The sequence below is a fragment of the Jannaschia maritima genome, assembly GCF_030973515.1.
GTDB classification, from domain to species: domain Bacteria; phylum Pseudomonadota; class Alphaproteobacteria; order Rhodobacterales; family Rhodobacteraceae; genus Jannaschia; species Jannaschia maritima.
The window spans coordinates 26936-46386 of the sequence record NZ_JARGZA010000005.1 but is presented as its reverse complement, the minus strand read 5'-3'; the positions used below and the strand labels follow the sequence as shown (position 1 = coordinate 46386).

Annotated in this window: 26 protein-coding genes; 14 read left to right on the top strand and 12 right to left on the bottom strand. The window is 72.5% G+C overall.

The genetic code is table 11. The annotated features are described in order from the left end of the window. The first annotated feature begins 36 nt into the window (after positions 1–36). Genes P0084_RS05800 through P0084_RS05760 form a run of 9 tightly spaced genes read left to right on the top strand, consistent with a single transcriptional unit; the run spans position 37 to position 4524 of the window. Positions 37–414, top strand: a complete 378-nt coding sequence (locus P0084_RS05800) for a flagellar basal body protein (protein WP_308915874.1) — start codon at positions 37–39, stop codon at positions 412–414. 7 nt (positions 415–421) lie between these two features. Continuing rightward, complete coding sequence (flgC, locus tag P0084_RS05795; protein WP_308915873.1) at positions 422–814, top strand: flagellar basal body rod protein FlgC; 393 nt, start codon at positions 422–424, stop codon at positions 812–814. Positions 815–847: 33 nt separating this feature from the next. Beyond that, a complete protein-coding gene (gene fliE, locus P0084_RS05790) occupies positions 848–1123 on the top strand; it encodes a flagellar hook-basal body complex protein FliE (RefSeq protein ID WP_308915872.1) in 276 nt (91 codons plus the stop codon). Beyond that, entirely contained in the window at positions 1123–1389 is a 267-nt protein-coding gene (locus P0084_RS05785) for a flagellar biosynthetic protein FliQ (protein WP_374213603.1), read from the top strand. Before fliE ends, P0084_RS05785 begins: the two co-directional genes overlap by 1 nt. Positions 1390–1392: 3 nt before the next feature. Further along, a complete protein-coding gene (locus P0084_RS05780) occupies positions 1393–2109 on the top strand; it encodes a flagellar hook-basal body complex protein (RefSeq protein ID WP_308915871.1) in 717 nt (238 codons plus the stop codon). 12 nt (positions 2110–2121) lie between these two features. Next, on the top strand, positions 2122–2907 hold the full coding sequence (gene flgG, locus P0084_RS05775; protein WP_308915870.1) for a flagellar basal-body rod protein FlgG: 786 nt from the start codon (positions 2122–2124) through the stop codon (positions 2905–2907). Further along, positions 2904–3317 (top strand): flagellar basal body P-ring formation chaperone FlgA, encoded by a 414-nt coding sequence (gene flgA / locus P0084_RS05770; protein ID WP_308915869.1) that lies wholly within the window; start codon positions 2904–2906, stop codon positions 3315–3317. The genes flgG and flgA overlap by 4 nt, the downstream gene beginning before the upstream one ends. A gap of 11 nt (positions 3318–3328) precedes the next feature. Further along, on the top strand, positions 3329–4051 hold the full coding sequence (flgH, locus tag P0084_RS05765; protein ID WP_308915868.1) for a flagellar basal body L-ring protein FlgH: 723 nt from the start codon (positions 3329–3331) through the stop codon (positions 4049–4051). Between the two features lie 2 nt (positions 4052–4053). Next, positions 4054–4524: a flagellar basal body-associated protein FliL gene (locus P0084_RS05760; RefSeq protein ID WP_308915867.1), complete on the top strand. Its 471-nt coding sequence runs from the start codon at positions 4054–4056 to the stop codon at positions 4522–4524. 115 nt (positions 4525–4639) lie between these two features. On the opposite strand, the gene P0084_RS05755 is transcribed toward P0084_RS05760, so the two are convergent. Genes P0084_RS05755 through P0084_RS05715 form a run of 9 tightly spaced genes read right to left on the bottom strand, consistent with a single transcriptional unit; the run spans position 4640 to position 13406 of the window. After that, positions 4640–4978, bottom strand: coding sequence for a hypothetical protein (locus P0084_RS05755; protein WP_308915866.1), 339 nt, complete (start codon positions 4976–4978; stop codon positions 4640–4642). Beyond that, entirely contained in the window at positions 4975–6057 is a 1083-nt protein-coding gene (locus tag P0084_RS05750) for an EscU/YscU/HrcU family type III secretion system export apparatus switch protein (protein ID WP_308915865.1), read from the bottom strand. The genes P0084_RS05755 and P0084_RS05750 overlap by 4 nt, the downstream gene beginning before the upstream one ends. After that, complete coding sequence (locus P0084_RS05745) at positions 6057–6818, bottom strand: flagellar biosynthetic protein FliR (protein ID WP_308915864.1); 762 nt, start codon at positions 6816–6818, stop codon at positions 6057–6059. Before P0084_RS05745 ends, P0084_RS05750 begins: the two co-directional genes overlap by 1 nt. After that, positions 6815–8875, bottom strand: a complete 2061-nt coding sequence (locus P0084_RS05740) for a flagellar biosynthesis protein FlhA (RefSeq protein ID WP_308915863.1) — start codon at positions 8873–8875, stop codon at positions 6815–6817. Before P0084_RS05740 ends, P0084_RS05745 begins: the two co-directional genes overlap by 4 nt. A gap of 51 nt (positions 8876–8926) precedes the next feature. Continuing rightward, positions 8927–10951 carry a hypothetical protein gene (locus tag P0084_RS05735; protein WP_308915862.1) on the bottom strand — a complete coding sequence of 675 codons (2025 nt, stop codon included), beginning with the start codon at positions 10949–10951 and terminating at the stop codon, positions 8927–8929. Next, positions 10948–11814 (bottom strand): flagellar motor stator protein MotA, encoded by an 867-nt coding sequence (motA, locus tag P0084_RS05730; RefSeq protein WP_308915861.1) that lies wholly within the window; start codon positions 11812–11814, stop codon positions 10948–10950. Before motA ends, P0084_RS05735 begins: the two co-directional genes overlap by 4 nt. Next, positions 11811–12395: a MotE family protein gene (locus tag P0084_RS05725; protein ID WP_308915860.1), complete on the bottom strand. Its 585-nt coding sequence runs from the start codon at positions 12393–12395 to the stop codon at positions 11811–11813. Before P0084_RS05725 ends, motA begins: the two co-directional genes overlap by 4 nt. An 8-nt stretch (positions 12396–12403) precedes the next feature. After that, positions 12404–12817: a hypothetical protein gene (locus P0084_RS05720; RefSeq protein ID WP_308915859.1), complete on the bottom strand. Its 414-nt coding sequence runs from the start codon at positions 12815–12817 to the stop codon at positions 12404–12406. 13 nt (positions 12818–12830) lie between these two features. After that, complete coding sequence (locus P0084_RS05715; protein ID WP_308915858.1) at positions 12831–13406, bottom strand: flagellar basal body-associated FliL family protein; 576 nt, start codon at positions 13404–13406, stop codon at positions 12831–12833. A gap of 123 nt (positions 13407–13529) precedes the next feature. Between P0084_RS05715 and fliF the strand changes: the two genes are divergently transcribed. The 5 genes from fliF to P0084_RS05690 are packed head-to-tail and all read left to right on the top strand — an operon-like array spanning position 13530 to position 17441. Then, positions 13530–15212, top strand: a complete 1683-nt coding sequence (gene fliF / locus P0084_RS05710; protein WP_308915857.1) for a flagellar basal-body MS-ring/collar protein FliF — start codon at positions 13530–13532, stop codon at positions 15210–15212. 1 nt (position 15213) lies between these two features. Next, positions 15214–15813 carry a FliH/SctL family protein gene (locus P0084_RS05705; RefSeq protein ID WP_308915856.1) on the top strand — a complete coding sequence of 200 codons (600 nt, stop codon included), beginning with the start codon at positions 15214–15216 and terminating at the stop codon, positions 15811–15813. Then, the gene (locus P0084_RS05700) at positions 15806–16096 is read left to right on the top strand and encodes a FliM/FliN family flagellar motor C-terminal domain-containing protein (RefSeq protein WP_308915855.1); all 291 of its coding nucleotides are present in this window, start codon (positions 15806–15808) and stop codon (positions 16094–16096) included. The genes P0084_RS05705 and P0084_RS05700 overlap by 8 nt, the downstream gene beginning before the upstream one ends. Further along, positions 16093–16818 (top strand): flagellar type III secretion system pore protein FliP, encoded by a 726-nt coding sequence (fliP, locus tag P0084_RS05695; RefSeq protein WP_308915854.1) that lies wholly within the window; start codon positions 16093–16095, stop codon positions 16816–16818. Before P0084_RS05700 ends, fliP begins: the two co-directional genes overlap by 4 nt. A 5-nt stretch (positions 16819–16823) precedes the next feature. After that, a complete protein-coding gene (locus tag P0084_RS05690; RefSeq protein WP_308915853.1) occupies positions 16824–17441 on the top strand; it encodes a hypothetical protein in 618 nt (205 codons plus the stop codon). Here the strand turns inward: P0084_RS05690 and P0084_RS05685 are convergent. Genes P0084_RS05685 through P0084_RS05675 form a run of 3 tightly spaced genes read right to left on the bottom strand, consistent with a single transcriptional unit; the run spans position 17438 to position 19439 of the window. Next, positions 17438–18220 (bottom strand): metal ABC transporter permease, encoded by a 783-nt coding sequence (locus tag P0084_RS05685; RefSeq protein WP_308915852.1) that lies wholly within the window; start codon positions 18218–18220, stop codon positions 17438–17440. The two genes, P0084_RS05690 and P0084_RS05685, sit on opposite strands and share 4 nt — an antisense overlap. Further along, a complete protein-coding gene (locus P0084_RS05680; protein WP_308915851.1) occupies positions 18217–18954 on the bottom strand; it encodes a metal ABC transporter ATP-binding protein in 738 nt (245 codons plus the stop codon). The genes P0084_RS05685 and P0084_RS05680 overlap by 4 nt, the downstream gene beginning before the upstream one ends. Continuing rightward, positions 18951–19439, bottom strand: coding sequence for a transcriptional repressor (locus P0084_RS05675; protein WP_308915850.1), 489 nt, complete (start codon positions 19437–19439; stop codon positions 18951–18953). The genes P0084_RS05680 and P0084_RS05675 overlap by 4 nt, the downstream gene beginning before the upstream one ends. Between the last annotated feature and the right edge of the window lie 12 nt (positions 19440–19451).

The following is a 19451-nucleotide window of genomic DNA, read 5'->3' as shown; positions in this document are numbered from 1 at the left end:
CCTTAAGGCTTCGTTGCGAACCACGGGAGTGAACCGATGCAAATGCCCGCGATCCTGTCGCTGGCGGCCGACGCCGCCCGCCACGCGGCCGACCGGCAGGCCGTGACCGCCCGCAACATCGTGAACGCCGACACGCCCGGCTTCCGCCCTTTCGACCTGACCCCGTTCGACCCCGGCCTGGACGTGGACGCGTCCTTCGCGCAGCGCCGCACCCGCCCGGGCCATCTGGGCGACGGGCCCGCGCGGCCCTGGCGGGAGGTGACGCAGGAAGGGCCGCTCGACCCCAACGGCAACGGCGTCGATCTGGAGACCGAGATCCTGCGCGGCACGGACGCGCAGCGCGCCCACAACCGGGCCATCACCGTGTACCGCGCGTCGATGGACCTCCTGCGCGCCAGCTTGGGCCGAGGGTGACCGACCGATGACCGAGTTCTCCGACGCCCTTCGCATCCTGTCGTCCGGCCTGAAGGCGCAGGGCCAGCGCATCCGGCACGTGGCCGAGAACATCAGCAATGCGGACACGCCGGGATACCGGCGCAAGACGGTGGCGTTCCAGGCCATGGTGGACGAGGGCCGCCGCAGCGGCGAGGTGGAGGCCGGGCCCGTCCGGCTGGACCGCGCCGATCTGCGCCGCATCCACGATCCGAACCACCCGATGGCGGGGCCCGACGGGTTCTACGACGGGTCGAACGTCAACCTGATCCTGGAGATCGCGGACGCGCAGGAAGCGCAGCGATCCTACGAGGCGAACCTGAAGATGTTCGAGCAGACGCGGCGCATGTCCTCGTCGCTCTACGACATCCTGAAGCGATAGCCCGTCCCGACCCCTTCCAGAATGGAGTGAGACATGGACATCCGAAGCGTACAAGCCCTGTCCGGCTATGCCGCGGCGCCACAGGCCAAGCCGGACGCCGACCCGTCCGGCCTGGCGCAGGCCGCGCAGGACTTCATGGCGACCCTGCAGAAGGGCGAGGCGGAGGCGGCGCGCGCCGTCACCGGCGACGGCAATCCGCATGACCTGGTGACCGCGCTGGCCGAGAGCCAGATGGCGATATCCGCCACGGTCGCCGTGCGCGACAAGGTCGTCGAGGCGTACCAGGAACTGCTGCGGATGCCCGTCTGATGGACGACAGCATCTTCTTCGAGACGCTGCAGCAGGGGCTGTGGATCGCCACCCTGATCTCCACCCCCATCCTGGCGGCAGCGCTGCTGGTGGGCGTGGCGATCGGCCTGGTCCAGGCGCTGACGTCCGTGCAGGAGATGACGCTGACCTTCGTGCCGAAGATGGCCGCGATGCTGGGCGTGTTCTGGGTGACGATGGGGTTCATGACCCTGACGCTGGGCCGGTACTTCACCGACACGCTGCTGCCCATCATCATGGGGGCCTGAGCCATGGACGGGATCTATCCCTCGATCACCCGCCAGGCGGGGCTGATGCGCGAGATGGCGACCATCGCGCAGAACATCGCGAACGCGTCGACCACGGGCTATCGCGCGGAAGGGCTAATCTTCGAGGAATACATCGCGGCCGCGGAATCCGACGCGCCGTCGCTGTCGCTGGGGCACGCCCACGGGCGGACGATCGACCTGACGCAGGGTGGGCTGGAGCTGACGGGCGGGACCTACGACATGGCGGTGGAGGGGCCGGGCTTCTTCACCGTGGGCGGGGCGGACGGACCGCTGCTGACGCGGGCGGGGTCCTTCGTGGCCGACCCGTTCGGCACGCTGACGACGCATGACGGCTTGCCGGTGCTGGACGGGGGCGGCGCGCCCATCCAGATCCCGCCGGGCGACGGCGACATATCCGTGGCCCCCGACGGCACCCTGAGCCGGGACGGCGCGCCCTTTGCGCAGATGGGCCTGGTCGTGCCCGACGACGCGGTCGGCCTGCAGCGCGTGTCCGACACGCGGTTCGCCCACGAGGGCGCGCTGCTGCCGGTCGAGAACGGGCGCATCCTGCACGGCTTCCTGGAGGGGTCGAACACCGCGCCGGTGCTGGAGATCGCGCGGATGGTCGAGGTCCAGAACGCCTACGGCCTGGGACAGAACATCCTGCAAAAGGAAGACGAACGCCTGCGCGCGATGCTGCGCATCATGGATCCAAGGTAAGGACGCCCCCCGATGAGAGCCCTTTCGATCGCCGCGACCGGCATGAACGCGCAGCAGATGCGCGTCGAGGTCATATCGCAGAACCTGTCGAACATGAGCACCACCGCCTACAACGCGCGGCGGGCGGAGTTCGCGGACCTGCATTACCAGCAGATGTCGCGCCCCGGCTCGATCAGCTCGACCACCGGGTCGGTCGTGCCGACCGGCATCCAGATGGGCCTGGGCGTGCGGGCGGCCAGCGTGTCGATGGACCCCCAGCAGGGCACCATCCAGGCCACCGGCGGCGATCTGGACGTGGCCATCAGCGGCAAGGGATACATCGAGGTGACGCTGCCGTCAGGCGGGGCCGCCTATACCCGCGACGGGGCGCTGAAGAAGACGGGCGAGGGGCAGCTGGTCACGAACGACGGCTATCCGATCGTGCCCGACATCACGATCCCGGAAGACGCGCGTTCGGTCAGCATCAACGCCGACGGCGAGGTGTACGTCTACTTCCTGGACCAGGTGGAGCCGGAGCTCCTGGGCCAGCTGACCCTGACGGGGTTCACCAACGAGAAGGGGTTGGAGGCGCTGGGCTCGAACCTCTATGCCGAAACGGAGGCGTCGGGCGCCGCGATCAACGGCCTGGCGGGGCAGGACGGCCTGGGCGTGTTCCGCCAGGGTTACCTGGAGGACAGCAGCGTCGACGCGGTGCGCGAGATCACCGACCTGATCGAGGCGCAGCGCAGCTACGAGATGAACGCCAAGGTCATCACCGCCGCCGACCAGATGCTCGGCGCGACGACGCAGATCCGATGATCCGCGCCATCCTGATATCCCTGTCCCTGGCCGGTCCCGCCGCCGCGGACGTGGTGATCGCCACGACGGTCGTTCGCGCGGGCACCCTGATCGGGATGGACCAGGTGGCCGTGCGCCCCGGCGACATGCCGGGCGCCGTGACCGACCCGCGCGACGTGGTGGGCCTGGAGGCGCGGGTGAACCTGTTCCCCAACCGCCCCGTGCGCCCGCAGGACGTGGGCGCGCCCACCGTGATCGAACGCAACGCGGTCGTGTCGCTGCTCTATGCGGCGGACGGCCTGCGCATCTCGGCCGAGGGGCGGGCGCTGACGCGCGCGGGCCTGGGCGAGCCGGTGCGCGTGATGAACATGGCTTCCCGGACGACCGTGATGGGCGTCGCCGTGGGGCTGGGAACCGTGGAGGTGCATTGATGGCACGCAAGATGACAGTCCGTATCGGAACGATCGCCGCGATGGCGGCCCTGGCCGCCTGCGGGCAGCTGGAGGAGGTGGGCAAGACGCCCGCCCTGACCCAGCCCTCGGGCGGGAACGAGCACTTCGCCATGACGGCCGGCGCGGTGCCCGGCCAGCGCGCCGTGCCGCAGAACAGCCCGTCGCTGTGGACGGGCGGGCGCACGTCGCTCCTGGGCGACCGCCGGGCGGCGCAGCGCGGCGACATCATGACCGTGGTGATCGAGATCGACGAATCGGCGCAGATCAACAACCGCTCGCAGCGCGGTCGGTCGGGCAGCCAGAGCGCGGGCGTCGGCAGCCTTATGGGGCTGGAGACGGTGATCGAGGACATCCTGCCGGGCGACGGGTCGCTGGCCGACGCCGTCGAGCTGAACTCCGAGAGCGACTTCAGCGGGTCGGGCTCGATCCGCCGGGCGGAGAAGCTGACGCTGCGCGTGGCGGCCACCGTGCTGGAGGTGATGCCCAACGGCGCCCTGCGCATCGAGGGCACGCAGGAGGTGCGGGTCAACAACGAGGTGCGCGTGCTGCTGGTGTCGGGCTTCGTGCGGCCCGGCGACGTGACGCGGCAGAACGAGATCACCTATGACAAGATCGCGTCCGCGCGCATCAGCTATGGCGGGCGCGGGCACATCACCGCGATGCAGGCCCCGCGCTATGGCCAGCAGGTCGCCGACGTGATCCTGCCGTTCTGACCATGAAGGCGGTACTGGCACTGACGATGGTCCTCGGGGCCGTGGCGGGCGGCGGGGTCGCGGGCGCGATGCTGTCGCCCGGCCACCCCGCGCCGGAGGCCGAGGCGGAGGCGGAGGCGCCGGCCGCGGAGGAGGCGGAGGCGCTGTCGGAGGCGGTGGAGATCCCCCTGATCCGGGAGTTCATCGTGCCGCTGATCATCGACGGCCGGGTCCGCAGCCACGTGGTGCTGACCCTGGGGCTGTCGTCCAAGACCCTGCCGCAGGAAGCGGCCTACGACCGGGAACCCGTCCTGCGCGACAAGCTGATGGAGGCGCTGTTCCGCCACGCCAGCGCGGGGGGCTTCGACGGGCGGTTCACCGAGACGCTGCCCATGAACCGGCTGCGCCTGGCCCTGAACGAGGCCGCGCAGGCGACCTATGAGGGGCACGACCTGACGGTGCTGATCACGTCGATCGACCGGCGGGACCGTTAGGGCCGGTCCGGGCTCGACCGTCATGCTCGGGCACGACCCGAGGACCTTCCCCCCGTCATGCGCCGCGTTCGCGGCACGAGGTCCCCGGGTCGAGCCCGGGGACGATCGGGGTCGCCTAGCGCGTCCGACCCATCCGTTCTCCCAACTCGGCGATCACCTGCTCGCGCGCCGTGGCCTTCGCAGCGGCGTGGCGGGCGTGCTCCAGCTCCGCGCGGAGGCGGGCCAGCTCCATCGTAAGGCGGGTGCGTTCCTGCACGGCCCAGCCCATGTGGGCCAGCTGCGCGCGGGCCTCCCCCAGATCGGCGGGCGCGTCCGCGGGGGCGGGGGCCTCCAGCGCCGCGATGGCGGCGCGGATGGGCGCGGCGCGGGTCTCCACGGCGGCCAGGGCCCCGCGGTCGCGGGCGGCCCGCAGCGACGCCAGGTCGGACAGGCGCCGGAGGTCGTCGGCGTTCACGCCCCGCCCCCGGCGGCCTTGCGCAGATCCTCCGCGAAGCGGATGGCGGCGGCCACCGCGCGGAAGTGCTCGCGCGGGATGGCCTCGCCCAGATCCACGGTGGCGTGCAGGGCGCGCGCGGTGGGCGGGTCGGAGAAGATGGGGATGTCGTTCTCGGTCGCGAGTTCGCGGATGCGGACCGCGATCTCGTCCACGCCCTTTGCCAGGCAGACGGGGGGCGAGGGGTCGAGCGGCGACCATTTCAGTGCCACGGCGTAGTGGGTCGGGTTTACGATCACGACGGTGGCGTCGGGGACGTCGGACAGCATCTGGTTCTGCGCGATCTCCTGCGCGCGCTGGCGGCGCTTCTGCTTGAGCTGCGGGTCGCCTTCGGATTCCTTGTGCTCGTCCGTCATCTCCTTGCGGGACATGCGGTTCTTCTGGGCGTGGGCGTGCTTCTGGTACACGAAGTCGACCGCCCCGATCACGGCCGCGATGCCGGTGACGAGGGCCAGGAAGATCAGGAGCAGCCGGCCCAGGAGCATCGCGGACTGGCCCACGGGCAGGGCGGCGCTGGCCACGATGTAGTCGGACGCCCACCATAGCAGCCCCCCGAGCGTGCCGCCGTAGAGGACCAGCTTGGTGGAAGACTTGGCGAACTCGAACAGGCCGCTGGTGCCGAACTTGTTCTTGGCCCCCTGGACGAGGGAGACGCGCGACGCCTTGGGCATCAGGCGGGTCGGCGCGAAGACCGCGGCGCGCGTGACCAGCACGGTCGCCAGGACCAGAAGACCCGATCCCCCCAGCCACAGGGCGGACTGGCCCACGATGGTCTTCACCATCTCCTGCGCGACGATGTCGGAACCCGCGATCGTTTCGGCGGCCAGGCGGTCGGCATCCGCCAGGAAGGCGCCCCCTTCCTCCGCGATGCGCTGGAGGGACATGGGGCCCAGGATGGCGGTGGTGAGCAGGAGGCCCAGATAGACGGCGAAGGCGTTCAGGTCCGGGGCGCGGGCGACCTCGCCCTGTTCGCGGGCCTTGTCGAGCTTGCGTTGAGAGGCCTCGTATTGCTTGTCCTCCTGGCCGTTCTCCTCCGCCATCAGAGGATCCCGATGGGGTCGAGGATCGTGGCGAGGAAGCGCTCGCGCCACACGGTCAGGATGATCGCCGCGGTCGCGGCCAGCAGGGCCAGCGACAGGCCGGTGATCAGCGGCGCGCCGACGAGCGCCACCATCAGTTGCGGCATGGCCTTGTTAATGACCCCCAGCGCCAGGTTGTAGAGGACGGAGGCGATCACGAAGGGCGCGGACAGCCCCAGGGCCAGGGCGAAGGCCGCGCCGACGCGTTCCAGGCCCCACTGCGCCACGTCCGCGCCGGGCAGCAGGAAGCCCGCGGGGAAGACGTCCCAGGACCGGATCATCAAGTCAACGACCATCAGGTGCAGGCCCGATGCCATCAGGAGCGCCAGTCCCCCCAGGTGCAGGACGTTGCCCATCGCCGAGGACGGATCCATCGACTGGACGCCGAACAATTGGCTGAGCGAGGTCGCCTGCGCGGCGATGGCGCCGGTCATCAGGAGCGCGTGGGTCATGAACTTCAGCACCGCGCCCAGGGCGGCGCCGGTCGTGGCCTCCGTCAGGATCAGGGCGGGCGTCACGTCGGCCGGCAGAGCCGCGGCGGGCATCAGGGGGGCGATCATTGCCGTCAGGGCGAAGGTCGCGCCCAGGCGGACGCGGGCGGGGATCATGCGCTCGCCGAAGGCGGGCAGGAAGAACATCAGCCCCGTGACGCGGAAGAACACGACGGCCACCGCGACGGGCGGCAGGCCCAGCGCGTCGAGGATGGGGCCCAGGCCCGTCACGCGGGCACGGACCCCACCAGGGCGGGCCGGGCGGCCGGACCGACCTCCTCGTAGGACACGACGGGGTTCGCCAGCCCGGCTTCGCGCAGGACGCCGTGGAGGAACCGCCGGCGGCGGGCCGACGTGACCAGCGCGGGATAGGTGCCCTTCTCGGCGGCCTTGGCCATCATGTCGGCGATGTTCTGGCGCAGCTTGCGGCCCGTGTCGGGCGGCAGGGCGATGTCGCCGAAGCCGCCCTGCATCTGGTGGCGGTCGAACTGCTCCTCCCAGGCGGGGGACAGCTGCATCAGGGGGACGGTGCCGTCGGGGCGCCGGATCTCGGCCAAGATCTGCTGACCCAGGCGCTGGCGCACCAGCTCCGCGATCGTGTCGGCGGGCATCTTGGCCTCGCGGCCCTCCGCGATCGTTTCCAGGATCACGGGAAGGTTGCGGATCGACACCCGCTCCGCCAGCAGGATGCGCATCACGGCCAGCAGCGCGTCGTGGGGGACCTTGCCGGGGACCAGGTCGTCGAGCAGGCGGCGGTTCTCGGCGGCGCGCGACGGGTCGGTCACGTTGCGATAGGCGTCGAGCACGCGGTTCAGCGACTTCAGGCCCATCAGCTGCGGGAAGGCGGATTTCACGACCTCCAGCAGGTGGGTGGCCAGCACCTCGCCCGGGGTCACGACGGTCAGCTCCGCCAGGTCGCCCCGATCGACCGAATCCTCGCGCACCCAGCGGGCGGGGGCGCCATAGACCGGCTCGGCCACGTCGGTGCCGCCGACCGCGGGCAGGGGGCCTTCGCCCTTCAGCGCGAGGACGTGGCCCGGCATCAGGCGGTCGCGCGCCAACTCGACCCCGTGGACCCGGATGACGTAGGTGCCGGGCGGCAGGCCCGCGTCGTCGGTCAGCCGGATCTCGGGCAGGATGATCCCGAAGGACTGGGCGATGTGGTTGCGCATGCCTTCGATGCGCCCTTCCAGGCCGCGGGCGGGGTCGAGGGCCAGCGACACGAGGTCCATGGCGAAGGTCACGCCGATCTCGTCCAGGTCCAGGACGTCGCCCATCGACCGCTTGGGCGGCGGGGCGTCCTCTTCCGGCAGGACCTCCACCTCGGCCTCCCGGGACGTCCGCCACATCCGCCAAGCCGCGAAGCCCAGGCCCGCGGCCCCCAGAAGGAAGGGGACGACGGGCAGGCCCGGGATGGCGGCGAAGATCAGCATGATGACCGCGACGGTACCCAGGGCCACGGGGTTTGCGCCGACCTGGCGCAGGATCGCCATGTCCATCTTGCCCGCCGCCCCGCCCCGTGCCAGCAGAAGCGCGGACGCGATGGCGATGATGACGGCCGGGATCTGGCTGACCAGCCCGTCGCCCACCGTCAGGATCGAATAGGTCTGCACCGCCTGGCCGAACGGCATGCCGTGGACGATCAGGCCGACGGCGAGCCCCACGATCAGGTTCAGCAGCGTGATGAGCAGGCCCGCGACCGCGTCGCCCTTCACGAACTTCGACGCGCCGTCGAGGCTGCCGAAGAAGTTGGTCTCCGCCAGCTCCAGCTCGCGGCGGCGGCTGGCCTCCGCGTGGTCGATCGCGCCCGCAGCCATGTCGGCGTCGATGGCCAGCTGCTTGCCCGGCATCCCGTCGAGCGCGAAGCGGGCGCCCACCTCCGCCATGCGGGTGGCGCCCTTGGTGATGACCACGAAGTTGACGATCAGCAGCACGCAGAAGATCACGATCCCCAGAAACACGCTGCCGCCCATCACGAACTGGGCGAAGCCCTCGATCACGGTGCCTGCCGCGCCCGTGCCGGTGTGCCCTTCGCCGATGATGAGCTTCGTGGACGAGATGTTCATCGCCAGCCGCAGCATCAGCGAGGCCAGCAGGACCGTGGGGAAGCTGGAGAAGTCGAGCGGGCGTTCCACGAACAGCGCCGTGGTGAACATCAGGATCGCCAGGGCGAAGGAGGCGGCCAGGCCGATGTCCAGCATCCAGGGCGGGATGGGGACGACCATCATGACGATGACCGCCATCAGGGCCAGGGCGAACAGGATCGTGGGTTGAAAGAGCGTCTTCATCCGACTCGGCCGATAGGGGGTCAATCGGTGAATCGGTTAACCCGTGGATGGTTAACGGTCCGTTCCGTCCCCGCCGTCTCCGGGCAGGCCGAGCAGGTCGCGTACCAGCCCCGCGGTGCGGCGGCTGCGGTTCAAGCGGACGTCGGCGCCGACCAGCGTGTCCATCGACGGGTCGGGGCCCTGCGCCAGAAGCGTTTCCGCCAGGTGCGCGCGCGTGGCGTCCGGGTCGGCCGCCACCACGCCCGCCAGGTCGCGGGCCAGCCATGCTGCTTCCACCGGATCCAGGTCCGCGCGGGGCGGTGCCGCGATGCGAACGCCGCCGTCGCCCGAGATCTCGTGCCCCCATTGGGCGGCGGTGCCGGTCAGGCCGGCGGCGTTCAGCACGCCGGCGAAGCTGCGCCGCGCCGTCGCGCCAGCGTCGTCGCGGTAACGCAGCATGGCGGCGGCCAGGAAGGCGCTGCGATGTCCAGGCAGATCCTGCAACTGGTGCGCGATCTCGTCCACCACGGCCCGGCGGGCGGGCGGAACCATGCCGGCCAGCACCTCGTCGGCCTCCGTCAACTCGCCGATCCCGATCAGGCCCACGGCCAGGGCGGCGCGAAGCGCCTCGTTGCGGGGGCCCGCGGGTACGGTGGGCAGCAGCGCCAGAGCGTCGGCTGCGGCGGAGGCGACGGCATCCTCGCCCAGGGTCCATTGCGTCAGCCGTTGCGTGACCAGCGCGATGCGTCCGATCTCGCGCGCTTCCGCCGCGTCCTCCGGCGGGGGGCCGACGAGTGCTGCCAACTCGGCAGCCGTTTCCAGGTCGCCGCCGCGGGCGGTGTTGTCGGCGGCCCGGGGCAGCAGGTCGCGCTGCCGGGCGCGGGGCAGGTCGCCCGCGAAGGCCGCGAGGCGGCGGCGGTCGCGGGCGGTCAGGCCGCGGTCGGGCACGGCGAGGTTGAGCGCGAGCAGCGTCGTGGCGGAACCGCAGTCCCAGGCGTCGTCGGGCAGGGCGGCCAGCGCGATGTGGTCCACGGCGTCGGCCATCAGGTCGGTCCAAGCGTCGTCGATGTCCGCCAGTCGGCCCAGGTGGCGCGCTTCCGCCCCCAGCCCGGCGGCGAGGTAGCCGTCGCGCAGCGCGCGCACCGTGTCCCGGCGGGCGGGGTCGTAGGCTTCGGTCAGCGCCGCGAGGTCGGTCAGGGCGGTGCCGGGATCGCGCAGGAGCAGGTCGCGCAGGGGCGCGGCCCCTTCGCAGGCGACCCGTTCGTCGTAGGGGATGTCGCGCGGATCCGGCGCGCGGGCGTCGCGAATGCGCAGTTGGGTGTCGGCGGGCTTGGCGCGGGGGCCGTCCGGCAGGGCGTCGGGGATGGTGCGGCGCGCGTCCGCGGCGACCACGACGTCGCGCAGCACCCGGTCCAGGTGGTCCCCCAAGGGCGAGGCGAGCGGCGCCATCAACAGCGGCAGGCTGACTACCTCGCCGGGCGAGGCGGGCAGGACCGGGTCCACGATCCGCGGGGTCCGACGGGGGACGGGATCCGTCGCGGCCACCACGGCGGGGGCGGTCGGCGCGGGCATGGGTCCGGGCGGGGGCGCGTCCGGGGTGCGGGGGGCGCCGTCCAAGCCAAACGGGAACCAGCGGGCCACGTCGGCGGGGTCGAGCGCGTCGGGTGCGGCGGCGGCGGTGGCGGGGACCGCCGCCGGAGGGTTCGGGCGCGCGTCGGCCGGAACGACGATGGCGGGCACGCCGGGGGCCACGTCGATGACGATGTGGCCGCTGCCGATCTGACCCACCGAGGCCGTGCAGTCGCAGGCCAGGTCCAGGGTCAGCGTGCCGTCGGTCCAGGCCACGTCCGCGACGCGGTCCCGCCCGATGCGGTCGAACACGCCGGACGCGTCGATCCCCCCGGCCAGCCCCGTCAGCGCGATCTCGGCCGCGCCGGGACGGTGGGTCAGCGTCCAGTCCGCCGCGAACGGCGCTTCGAAGACGAGGCGGGTGAACCCGTCGTGCTCGCCCGACCGCAGGGGCACGTCCTGCGCCCCCGCCGCGCCCGCGATCCCGGCCAGCAGGACCGCCACCGCCGTCCCCCGCGGATCCGTCATGCGGCGGCCTTCGCCTGACGCAGCGCGTCCTCCAGGTCCGAGAACGACGGGCGGATATGCGTGGGCGTGTTCTGGCGCCCGACCTCGATGCAGATGTTGGTCGCGTGGTTGTAGAGGTTGGCCACCAGCACCTGGCGGATCAGATCCTGGAAGTGGCCGTCCTCCTCCACGATGCTCTTGAGGCGCGTGGCCATGGGACCCACGAAGGCATAGGCCACGAAGACGCCCAGGAACGTGCCGACCAGCGCGCCGCCGATCAGCTTGCCCAGGACCTCCGGCGGCTGGTCGATGGAGCCCATCGTCTTGATGACGCCCAGCACTGCGGCGACGATGCCCAGCGCGGGAAGGCCGTCGGCCATGGTCTGCAGGTTGTGGGAGGGGTGCATCGCGTGCTCCACGTTCTCCTCGATGCGGGCCTCGAGCACCTCCTCGACCTGGTGGGGGTCGTCGTAGTTCATCGACATGGCCCGCAGGGTGTCGCAGATCAGCGCGACGGATTCGGCGTCCGCCAGGATGCGGGGGTATTGGGTGAAGATCGCCGACTCGGCCGGCGTCTCGATGTGCTCCTCCAGCTGCACGGCGTTCTGGCGGCCCAGGCGCATCAGCTGGTAGAGCATGCACAGCAGATCGCGGTAGTCGTCGGGCTTCCACTTCGGGCCCTTGAAGACCTTCGCCACGTCCTTGAGCGTGTGCTTCACCGCGGGGATCGAGTTGCCCAGCAGGAAGGCGCCGATGGCGGCGCCGAAGATCATGGTCATCTCGAAGGGCAGGGCCTTCAGGATGATCGCCATCTTGCCGCCCGCGGCGAGGTATCCGCCGAAGACCATGACGAAGGTGACGACGATTCCGACGATCCCGATCATCGCGGTGCCTCCCGTGCGGCGTCGGCGTTCCGTCCGGCGATGGTCGCGCTGACGGCATAGGCCGCGAGGGGGGGCATGTTGCTGAACACCTCCGCGGCGACGTCGGCGTCCATGCGGCCCAGGAAGCCGGCGGCGAAGCCGGGCTCCATCGCCTCGAACAGGGCGGCGGCGTCCTTGGGCTTCATGCTCTCGTAGATGGCCGTCAGGCGGCCCAGGTCGTTCTCCGATGCCTCGGCGGAGGCGAACATGCGGGCCTCCAGCGCGGCCTCGGCGGCGGTCAGTTCGTCCAGCGTTCGCTCCAGCTCGGCGCGGGCGATGCCCATGTCGCGCTCGCGCAGCTCGAGCGCGGCGGCACGGGCGGTCAGTTCCTCGTCCCGGCGGGCGATGTCACGCAGGAGGACCTCGATCTCGTCCAGGGCGGCGGGGGTCGGGGTCCCGGCCGCGTCGGCGGGCTCGCCGTGCACGACCTCCGCGGCGCGCGCGGTGCCGTGGTCGGGGATGGCCAGGTTCGCCGACACCAGCCGCATGGTGCCCGACAGGAGCAGCGCCGAGGCGATGCCGGTCAGCGCGATGCGTCCCAACAGCCCCTTCACGACGCCACCGGCGCTTGGCGGCGGCTCTGGAACAGGGCGGGCGCGGGCGGGGGCGGCGCGTCGCCCGCGGGGTCGGCGGGCACGGCGCCCCCCGACCGGCGCGCGGACTGGGCCGATTCGGCCAGGTCATCCAGATCGGTCAGCCCGGCCAGCACGACGGACAGGTCGCCTTCGCGGCGCTCCGCCTCCTCGACCAGACGGGCGAGGCGGCGGGCCGCCTCCTCCGCGTCGTGGGTCGCCGAGGAGGCGGTCTTGGACAGCGTCTCCACCTGCTCGGACAGGGTGGCGATCGTGGCCCCCAGCCCGGCGTCGGAGCGCCCCAGCGCGCGCAGGCGCTGCGACAGGGTCCAGCAATAGGCCGCGAGGGCGAAGGCCCCCACCACCAGAAGGACGTCGGAGATCATCTCCATGGTCGGGTGCCCCTCAATTCAGAACGAAGTCGGTTACGAGCAGGTCGCGCACGGCGGCGTCCCCCGCGATCATGCGAGCGCGCCGCAGCATCTGGGACCGCACCTGCAGCAGGGCGTTCGGGTCCTCGATCACGTCGGTGCCGACGGCGCGCAGATAGGTCAGCAGCGTGTCCTGGATGCGGGGCCCGAGGGTCTGGACGTCGCCGGTCCGGCCCTCGTCCACCTCCAGCACGGCCTGCATGCGCAGGGTGCGGTCGCGCCCGCCCGTGCCGATGGACACCGACAGGGGCGGCAGGGTAAGGAAGGCCGCCGTGCCGGTGGGCGCCGCATGGGCCGCGTCGACCGCCGCCTCGCCGTGCGCCGCGTCGTCGGCGCGGACATGCTCCACGTCGGTCGCGTCCTCCACGGCGGCATGCTCGCCGCCCCCGCCGATCAGGCCCGCGAGCAGCCCGGCATAGCCCGCGTAGAACGCGCCCCCGCCGCCCAGGGCGGCCACGACCGCGCCGATCAGGAGGACGGGCTTGCCCTTCTTCTTCGGCGCGCCGTCGGCGTCGTCGTCGGGTGCTGTGTCGGGGGCGTCGTCGGCCACGGGGGATTCTCCAATTCGATGGTCGATCCCTACCGAAGGGTGCCTAACCGATTGTTAATGCCTTTGCGGTTCAAGCCTTCGGGTGGGTCAGAACGGCCCCCTGACAGGAAGGGCGCGAGAATCGTGCAGACCATCGTCGAGTACTGGAACCGTGGGGACTACCTTCGCCTGGCCATCCTGGCGGGCGCCGTCGCGGGCACCTTCGCCGCCATCCTTCTGCTGGGCCGCATGGCCGCCGCCCCCACCCTGGAGCTTCTGTTCGCCCGGCTCGATCCGGCCGTCGCGGGCCGCATCGTCACGGAGCTGGAGACGCGGGGCGTGTCCTACGACGTGCGGGGCGATTCGATCTACGTCGACGGGGGCCAGCGCGACCGCCTGCGCCTGGACCTGGCGGGCGAGGGGCTGCCCGGCGCGGACGGCGCGGGCTACGAGATCCTGGACGGACTGTCGGGCTTCGGCACCACCAGCCAGATGTTCGATGCCGCGTACTGGCGTGCCCGCGAAGGCGAGCTGGCCCGCACGATCCTGGCCGGACGGGGGGTGGAGGCCGCGCGCGTTCACATCGCCGCGCCGGGTCGGTCCCCGTTCTCGCGCGACGAGGGCGCGACCGCGTCGGCCACCTTGCGCATGAAGACGGGTGCCGTGCCCGCCGACTTGGCGGAGGCCGTGCAGTCCCTGGTCGCGGGCGCGGTGCGGGGTCTCGACCCCGATTCGGTGTCCGTCGTGGACAGCCGCACGGGCCGCGTCGTGTCGCGCGACGCCGGCACCCGCGACGGGGCCGCCCGGGGCGAGCGCCTGGCCGAGATGCGCGCCGCGGTGGACCGCCTGCTGACCGCGCGCGTCGGCGCCGACCGATTCGTGGCCGAGATCAGCCTAGAAACGACGACCGACATCGAGCAGCTGCGCGAGCGCACGCTCGACCCCGACAGCCGCGTCATCATTTCCGTCGATACGGAGGAGAGCACGTCCTCGGACGTGGGCGCGGCGGGGCAGGGGGTCACCGTGGCCTCCAACCTGCCCGACGGCGACGCGGGCGGCGGGTCCGAATCGCGCAGCAACGCGTCGGGATCGCGCGAGCGCGTGAACTACGAGGTGTCCGAACGCGAGCGTCAGGTGACGCGCGGGGCGGGCGCGGTCGAGCGCATCACCGTCGCCGTCATGGTCGACGGCGTCACGGCCCCCGATTCGGCGGGCGCGGAAGCCTGGCAGCCCCGCCCGCAGGAGGAGCTGGACGCGATCCGCGACCTCGTGCAGTCCGCCGTGGGCTTCCGCGAAGGGCGGGGCGACGTCGTCACCGTGCGGTCGCTGCAGTTCCAGGACAACGCAGTCGCCATCGAGGGCGGGGCCACCGCGCCCTGGCTGACCGGCGCGCAGATGGTCCGCCTGGCGACGGTGGCCGCGATCCTGATGGGCCTGGTCGCCCTGATGGCCTTCGTGGTGCGTCCCCTGCTGGACCGCCGGGGGGCGTCCGCCCCCGCCGGATCCGACGCCTCCGGCGCGCTGCCGGCCCCGGGTGCCGCGGGCGGGATCGGGGCCGGTGCGGCGCCCGCTTTGGCCGCCCCGCCCGAGAGGGACGCCAACGGCCTGCCGATCCTGCCGGATCTGCCCGACCTCGACGACGGGGGCCTGCCGTCGTTGGACGACCTGCCCGCGCTGGGCGGCGGCGGGTCCGGGCCCGCGTCCGGCGGCGCGGAGGAGGATCCGGTCGAACGGCTGCGCAGCCTGATCGCCGAGCGTCGCGACGAGACGGTGGAGGTCCTGCGCGGCTGGATCGAGGAAGACGCCCCGGCGGAGGAGACGACCTGACATGATCCTCGAGGACTTCGCCGCGCCGCGCCCGAAGGCCGCGCCCGCCCCGCCCCCCGCCGCGGAACCCGCGGCCCCGCCAGACAGGGGCTTCGACGAAGGCTACAGGCAGGGGTGGGACGACGCCGCCGCCCGCATCCGGGAGGACGACCTCCGGATCGGCATCCGCGCCGCCGCCCGGCTGGAAACGCTGGCCCACACCCAGCGCGCCGCGATGGCCCTGTGCCTGTCGCAGGTCGAGGGGGTGCTGGCGGAGGTGTTCGACAAGGTCCTGCCGCGCGCCGCCGAACGCGGGTTCCTGCCTCTCGTGGTCGAGGAGGCGCAGGCGATGATGCAGGACGCCGAGGGCCGCGTGCTGCGCATCAGCGTCGCCGCCGACGCCGTGGCGCCCCTGCGCGCGATCCTGGACGCCGCGCCGTCCGACGGGGCCGCGGTGAAGCTGATCGGCGACCCCGCGCTGGAGCCGATGCAGGCCCTGCTGACCGGCGCGGACCAGGAGCGGGAGGTCGATCTGACCCGCCTGCTCGACGCCATGGACGCCGCCTTCGAAGGGCTGCGCGCCGACAACCGCAAGCCAGACGGGAGCCCCGACGATGAATGACATGACGATCCCCGACGCCAAGGATGCCGACCGCGCGCCCTTCGGCCGCGTTCCCGTGGAGGTGACCGTTTCGGTCGGGCGCGCGCGCCCGACGGTGGCGGAACTGCTGCGCCTGCGGCCCGACGCGATCCTGACGCTGGACCGGTCCGCCGACGAGCCGGTGGAGATCTTCGCGGGCGACCGCCTGATCGCGCGCGGCACCCTGGAGGAGGCGGAGGGCGAGGAGCCGGGCCGCCTGGCCGTGCGCCTGACCGAGATCACCGACTTGGACAACGCCCTGTGACCCCCCGCCCCGCCCTGCCCGCCGCGCTGGCGGTCCTCGTGCTGTCGGCCGTCCCGGCCGCGGCGCAGGACGCGGTGGCGGGCATCGCGGGGCTTCTGGGGAGCGATTCGCTGTCGCTGACCTCCGTGCAGCTGATCGCGCTGCTGACCGTCCTCAGCCTCGCGCCGGGGATCGCGGTCACCGTCACCTGCTTTCCGTTCGTGGTCACGGTGCTGTCGATCCTGCGCCAGGCCATCGGGCTGCAGGCCGCGCCGCCCAACATGCTGATCGTCAGCCTGGCGCTGTTCCTGACCTACTTCGTGATGGAGCCCGTGGCGACGATCGCCTGGGAGGACGGCATCCGTCCCTGGACCCAGGGCGCGATGGAGATGGCGGACGCCGTGCCCCGCGCGATCGCCCCGTTCCGCGCCTTCATGGAGGGCCGGGTCGATCCGGACACCTTCGCGCACCTCTCGGATCTCCGCCCCGACGCGGAGCCGGGCGCGCTGTCCGTGCTGATCCCGTCCTTCATGCTGTCCGAGATCGCGCGCGCCTTCCAGATCGGGTTTCTGGTCTTCATGCCGTTCCTGATCATCGACATGGTCGTGGCCGCCGTCCTGATGTCGATGGGCATGATGATGGTGCCGCCCGCCATCGTGTCGCTGCCCTTCAAACTGGCCTTCTTCGTCGCGGTCGACGGTTGGGCCCTGATCGCGGGCGCGCTCGTCGCCGGATACCATTGAACCCCATGGAAGGGCATCGCATGATCCCCAAGTTCAAGCATCGCAGGGCCGCCGCGCCCCCCGCCGCCGCCGCCGTCGCCACGCCCGAGGATCCGCACGCGGAGGCCCGTCGCCTGCTCGCCCTGCTGGAGAACCGCGGCGACCCGAAGGACTTGGGCGCCGACAGTCCCGACAAGCTGCGGGCCATGGCCGCCGAGCTGATCCGCCGGGTCGAGACGGGGCACAGGGCGTCGCCCCGCCCCGCGCCCGCGCCGACATCCGCGTCGGCCGACGCCCCGGCGCCGTCGGACCCGCCGCCCACCTTCCGCCACAAGGCGGAGCGGCGCATCTTCAAAGCCCCGCCCCTGGCCGACCCGGCGCCCGCGCCACGTCCGGCCGCGCCCGATCCCGCACCCGCCCCGCGCGCCGCGACCCCCCCGTCCGTGCCCAGGCCCGTGCTGAAGGCGCCCGCCTCGATCGCGAACCTGGTGCAGGCGGCGAAGCTGGGCGGGGGCCTAACCGCGGAGCATCCCGCGATCGTGGCCCTGGCGTTGAAGGGCAGCGCGCCGCGCGACCAAGCCCAGGCGCTTCGCGCGATGCCGGGCCGCCAGGCCCGCGCCGTGCAGCGCCTGCTGCGTCCCTAGCGCCGCAGGGCGGACAGGGCGAACGCCGCCGCCGCGACCGCCACGATGGCCGGGCCCGCGGGCAGGTCGAACCGCCAGCTCAGCGTCAGTCCCCCCAGCGTCGCGGCCTGACCCAGCAGGGCGGCGATGCCGACCATCCGCTCCGGCGTGTCCGCGAAGGGCCGCGCGGCGGCGGCGGGGATGACCAGGAGCGCCGCGATCAACAGCGCGCCCACCACCTTGATTGCCACCGCCACCACGATGGCCAGCGTGACCGACAGGATCAGCCGCTCCCGCCGGGGGTCGTAGCCCGCGGCGGCGGCCAGATCGGGGTCCAGCGTCGTGGTCAGAAGCGCCTGCCAGCGCCATGCCAGCGCCGCCAGGACGGCGGCGGCCCCCAGCCAGACCACGCCCACGTCCGCCCGCGACACCGCCAGCAGGTCGCCGAACAGGAAGGCATGGAGGTCGATGCTGCGCCCCGGCAGGGTCGCGACTGCGAGCAGCCCGATGGCGAGGCCGGAATGGGCCAGCACCGCCAGGATGGTGTCGGCGCTGCGCGCACGTTCTGACAGGGCGGCGGTCAGCACCGCCATCGCGAGGGCGGCGGCCAGGATCCCCAGGGCGACCGGCACGTCCACGGCGATCGCCAGGGCCACGCCCAGCAGCGCGGCATGCGCCGTCGCGTCCGAGAAGAACGCCATGCGCCGCCAGATCGCCATGCAGCCCAGCGGCGCCGCGGCCAGGGCGGCGCCCGATCCGGCCAGCACGGCGCGCGCCAGGAAATCGTCGAGGAGGGTCAAGCCGCGGTTCCGTGGTCGTGGTCGTGATGCGCGTGGTCGTGCTCGTGCCGATAGAGCGCCAGCGCCCCCCCCGTGCCGGTCCCGAACAGCGCGCGATAGGCGGGTGCCTCCGCGACCTGGGCGGGGCGCCCTTCGCAGCAGACGTGGCCGTTCAGGCAGATCACCCGGTCGCTGGCCGCCATCACGACGTGCAGGTCGTGGCTGACCATCAGCACAGCGCAGCCCGTGTCGTCGCGCAGCCGTTCGATCAGGCGATAGAAGTCCGCCGCACCGGGCTGGTCCAGGCCGGTGGTGGGCTCGTCGAGGACCAGGAGGTCCGGTTGGTTCAGCAGGGCGCGCGCCAGGGCGACCCGCTGTCGCTGTCCGCCCGACAGGTCGTCCATCTGGCGGCGCTGCAGGCCGTCGGCGCCGGTCCGTTCCAGCGCCGTCGCCACGTCCGCCCGGGACGCCCGGCGGGGCAGGGACAGGAACCGCGCGACCGTCATCGGCAGCGTCGCGGCCACGGCCAAGCGCTGGGGCACGTAGCCCAGCCGCAACCCGACCGCCCGGCGCACCGCCCCCGTCCCGGCGGGCAGGCCCCCGATCAGACAGCGCACCAGGGTGGACTTGCCCGATCCGTTGGGTCCGACGACCGTCACGATCTCGCCGGGGGCGACGGACAGCGACACGTCCCGTAGCACGCTCTGGCCGCCCAGGCTGACCCCCAGGCCGTCCGCCTCGATCAACGCGCTCATCCTCCGCCCTCCCGGCAGTCGCGGCACAGGCCCGCCACCTCCACCACCGCGCTGTCCGCCGCGAAGCCCGGGGGGCCGCCGTCCAGCAGGTCGCCCACCGTGCCCGCATCCGCTTCGGCCACTTGGTCGCAGGCGCGGCAGATCAGAAAGGCGGGGCTGTGGGCGAGGCCCGGACGCGCGCAGGCGACGAAGGCGTTCAGACGCTCCACCCGGTGCGCGAAGCCATGTGCCACGAGGAAGTCCAGCGCGCGGTAGGCGGTGGGCGGCTGCGAGCCCAGCCCTTCCTCCCGCAGGCGGTCCAGCACGTCGTAGGCGCCCATCGCACGGTGTTCGCGCAACAGCAACTCCAGCACGCGGCGGCGGATGGGGGTCAGCCGCAGCCCGGCCTCCGCGCAGCGTCGTTCGGCGGCGGCGATGGCGTCGGCGATGCAGGCGGCGTGGTCGTGCGCGGCGAAGGCGGGATCGTGGGGGGGCTTGCGTGACATCCGGGCCGGGTC

Bases quoted from the DNA above. Each gene is read 5' to 3' on its own strand.
- flgC (WP_308915873.1), top strand. From the start codon at position 422: ATGACCGAGTTCTCCGACGCCCTTCGCATCCTGTCGTCCGGCCTGAAG.
- flgG (WP_308915870.1), top strand. From the start codon at position 2,122: ATGAGAGCCCTTTCGATCGCCGCGACCGGCATGAACGCGCAGCAGATG.
- P0084_RS05705 (WP_308915856.1), top strand. From the start codon at position 15,214: ATGATCCTCGAGGACTTCGCCGCGCCGCGCCCGAAGGCCGCGCCCGCC.
- P0084_RS05785 (WP_374213603.1), top strand. From the start codon at position 1,123: ATGGACGACAGCATCTTCTTCGAGACGCTGCAGCAGGGGCTGTGGATC.
- fliE (WP_308915872.1), top strand. From the start codon at position 848: ATGGACATCCGAAGCGTACAAGCCCTGTCCGGCTATGCCGCGGCGCCA.
- P0084_RS05735 (WP_308915862.1), bottom strand. From the start codon at position 10,951: ATGACGGATCCGCGGGGGACGGCGGTGGCGGTCCTGCTGGCCGGGATC.
- P0084_RS05700 (WP_308915855.1), top strand. From the start codon at position 15,806: ATGAATGACATGACGATCCCCGACGCCAAGGATGCCGACCGCGCGCCC.
- P0084_RS05760 (WP_308915867.1), top strand. From the start codon at position 4,054: ATGAAGGCGGTACTGGCACTGACGATGGTCCTCGGGGCCGTGGCGGGC.
- P0084_RS05800 (WP_308915874.1), top strand. From the start codon at position 37: ATGCAAATGCCCGCGATCCTGTCGCTGGCGGCCGACGCCGCCCGCCAC.
- P0084_RS05780 (WP_308915871.1), top strand. From the start codon at position 1,393: ATGGACGGGATCTATCCCTCGATCACCCGCCAGGCGGGGCTGATGCGC.
- P0084_RS05675 (WP_308915850.1), bottom strand. From the start codon at position 19,439: ATGTCACGCAAGCCCCCCCACGATCCCGCCTTCGCCGCGCACGACCAC.
- P0084_RS05690 (WP_308915853.1), top strand. From the start codon at position 16,824: ATGGAAGGGCATCGCATGATCCCCAAGTTCAAGCATCGCAGGGCCGCC.
- flgA (WP_308915869.1), top strand. From the start codon at position 2,904: ATGATCCGCGCCATCCTGATATCCCTGTCCCTGGCCGGTCCCGCCGCC.
- motA (WP_308915861.1), bottom strand. From the start codon at position 11,814: ATGATCGGGATCGTCGGAATCGTCGTCACCTTCGTCATGGTCTTCGGC.
- P0084_RS05680 (WP_308915851.1), bottom strand. From the start codon at position 18,954: ATGAGCGCGTTGATCGAGGCGGACGGCCTGGGGGTCAGCCTGGGCGGC.
- P0084_RS05720 (WP_308915859.1), bottom strand. From the start codon at position 12,817: ATGGAGATGATCTCCGACGTCCTTCTGGTGGTGGGGGCCTTCGCCCTC.
- flgH (WP_308915868.1), top strand. From the start codon at position 3,329: ATGACAGTCCGTATCGGAACGATCGCCGCGATGGCGGCCCTGGCCGCC.
- P0084_RS05750 (WP_308915865.1), bottom strand. From the start codon at position 6,057: ATGGCGGAGGAGAACGGCCAGGAGGACAAGCAATACGAGGCCTCTCAA.
- P0084_RS05740 (WP_308915863.1), bottom strand. From the start codon at position 8,875: ATGAAGACGCTCTTTCAACCCACGATCCTGTTCGCCCTGGCCCTGATG.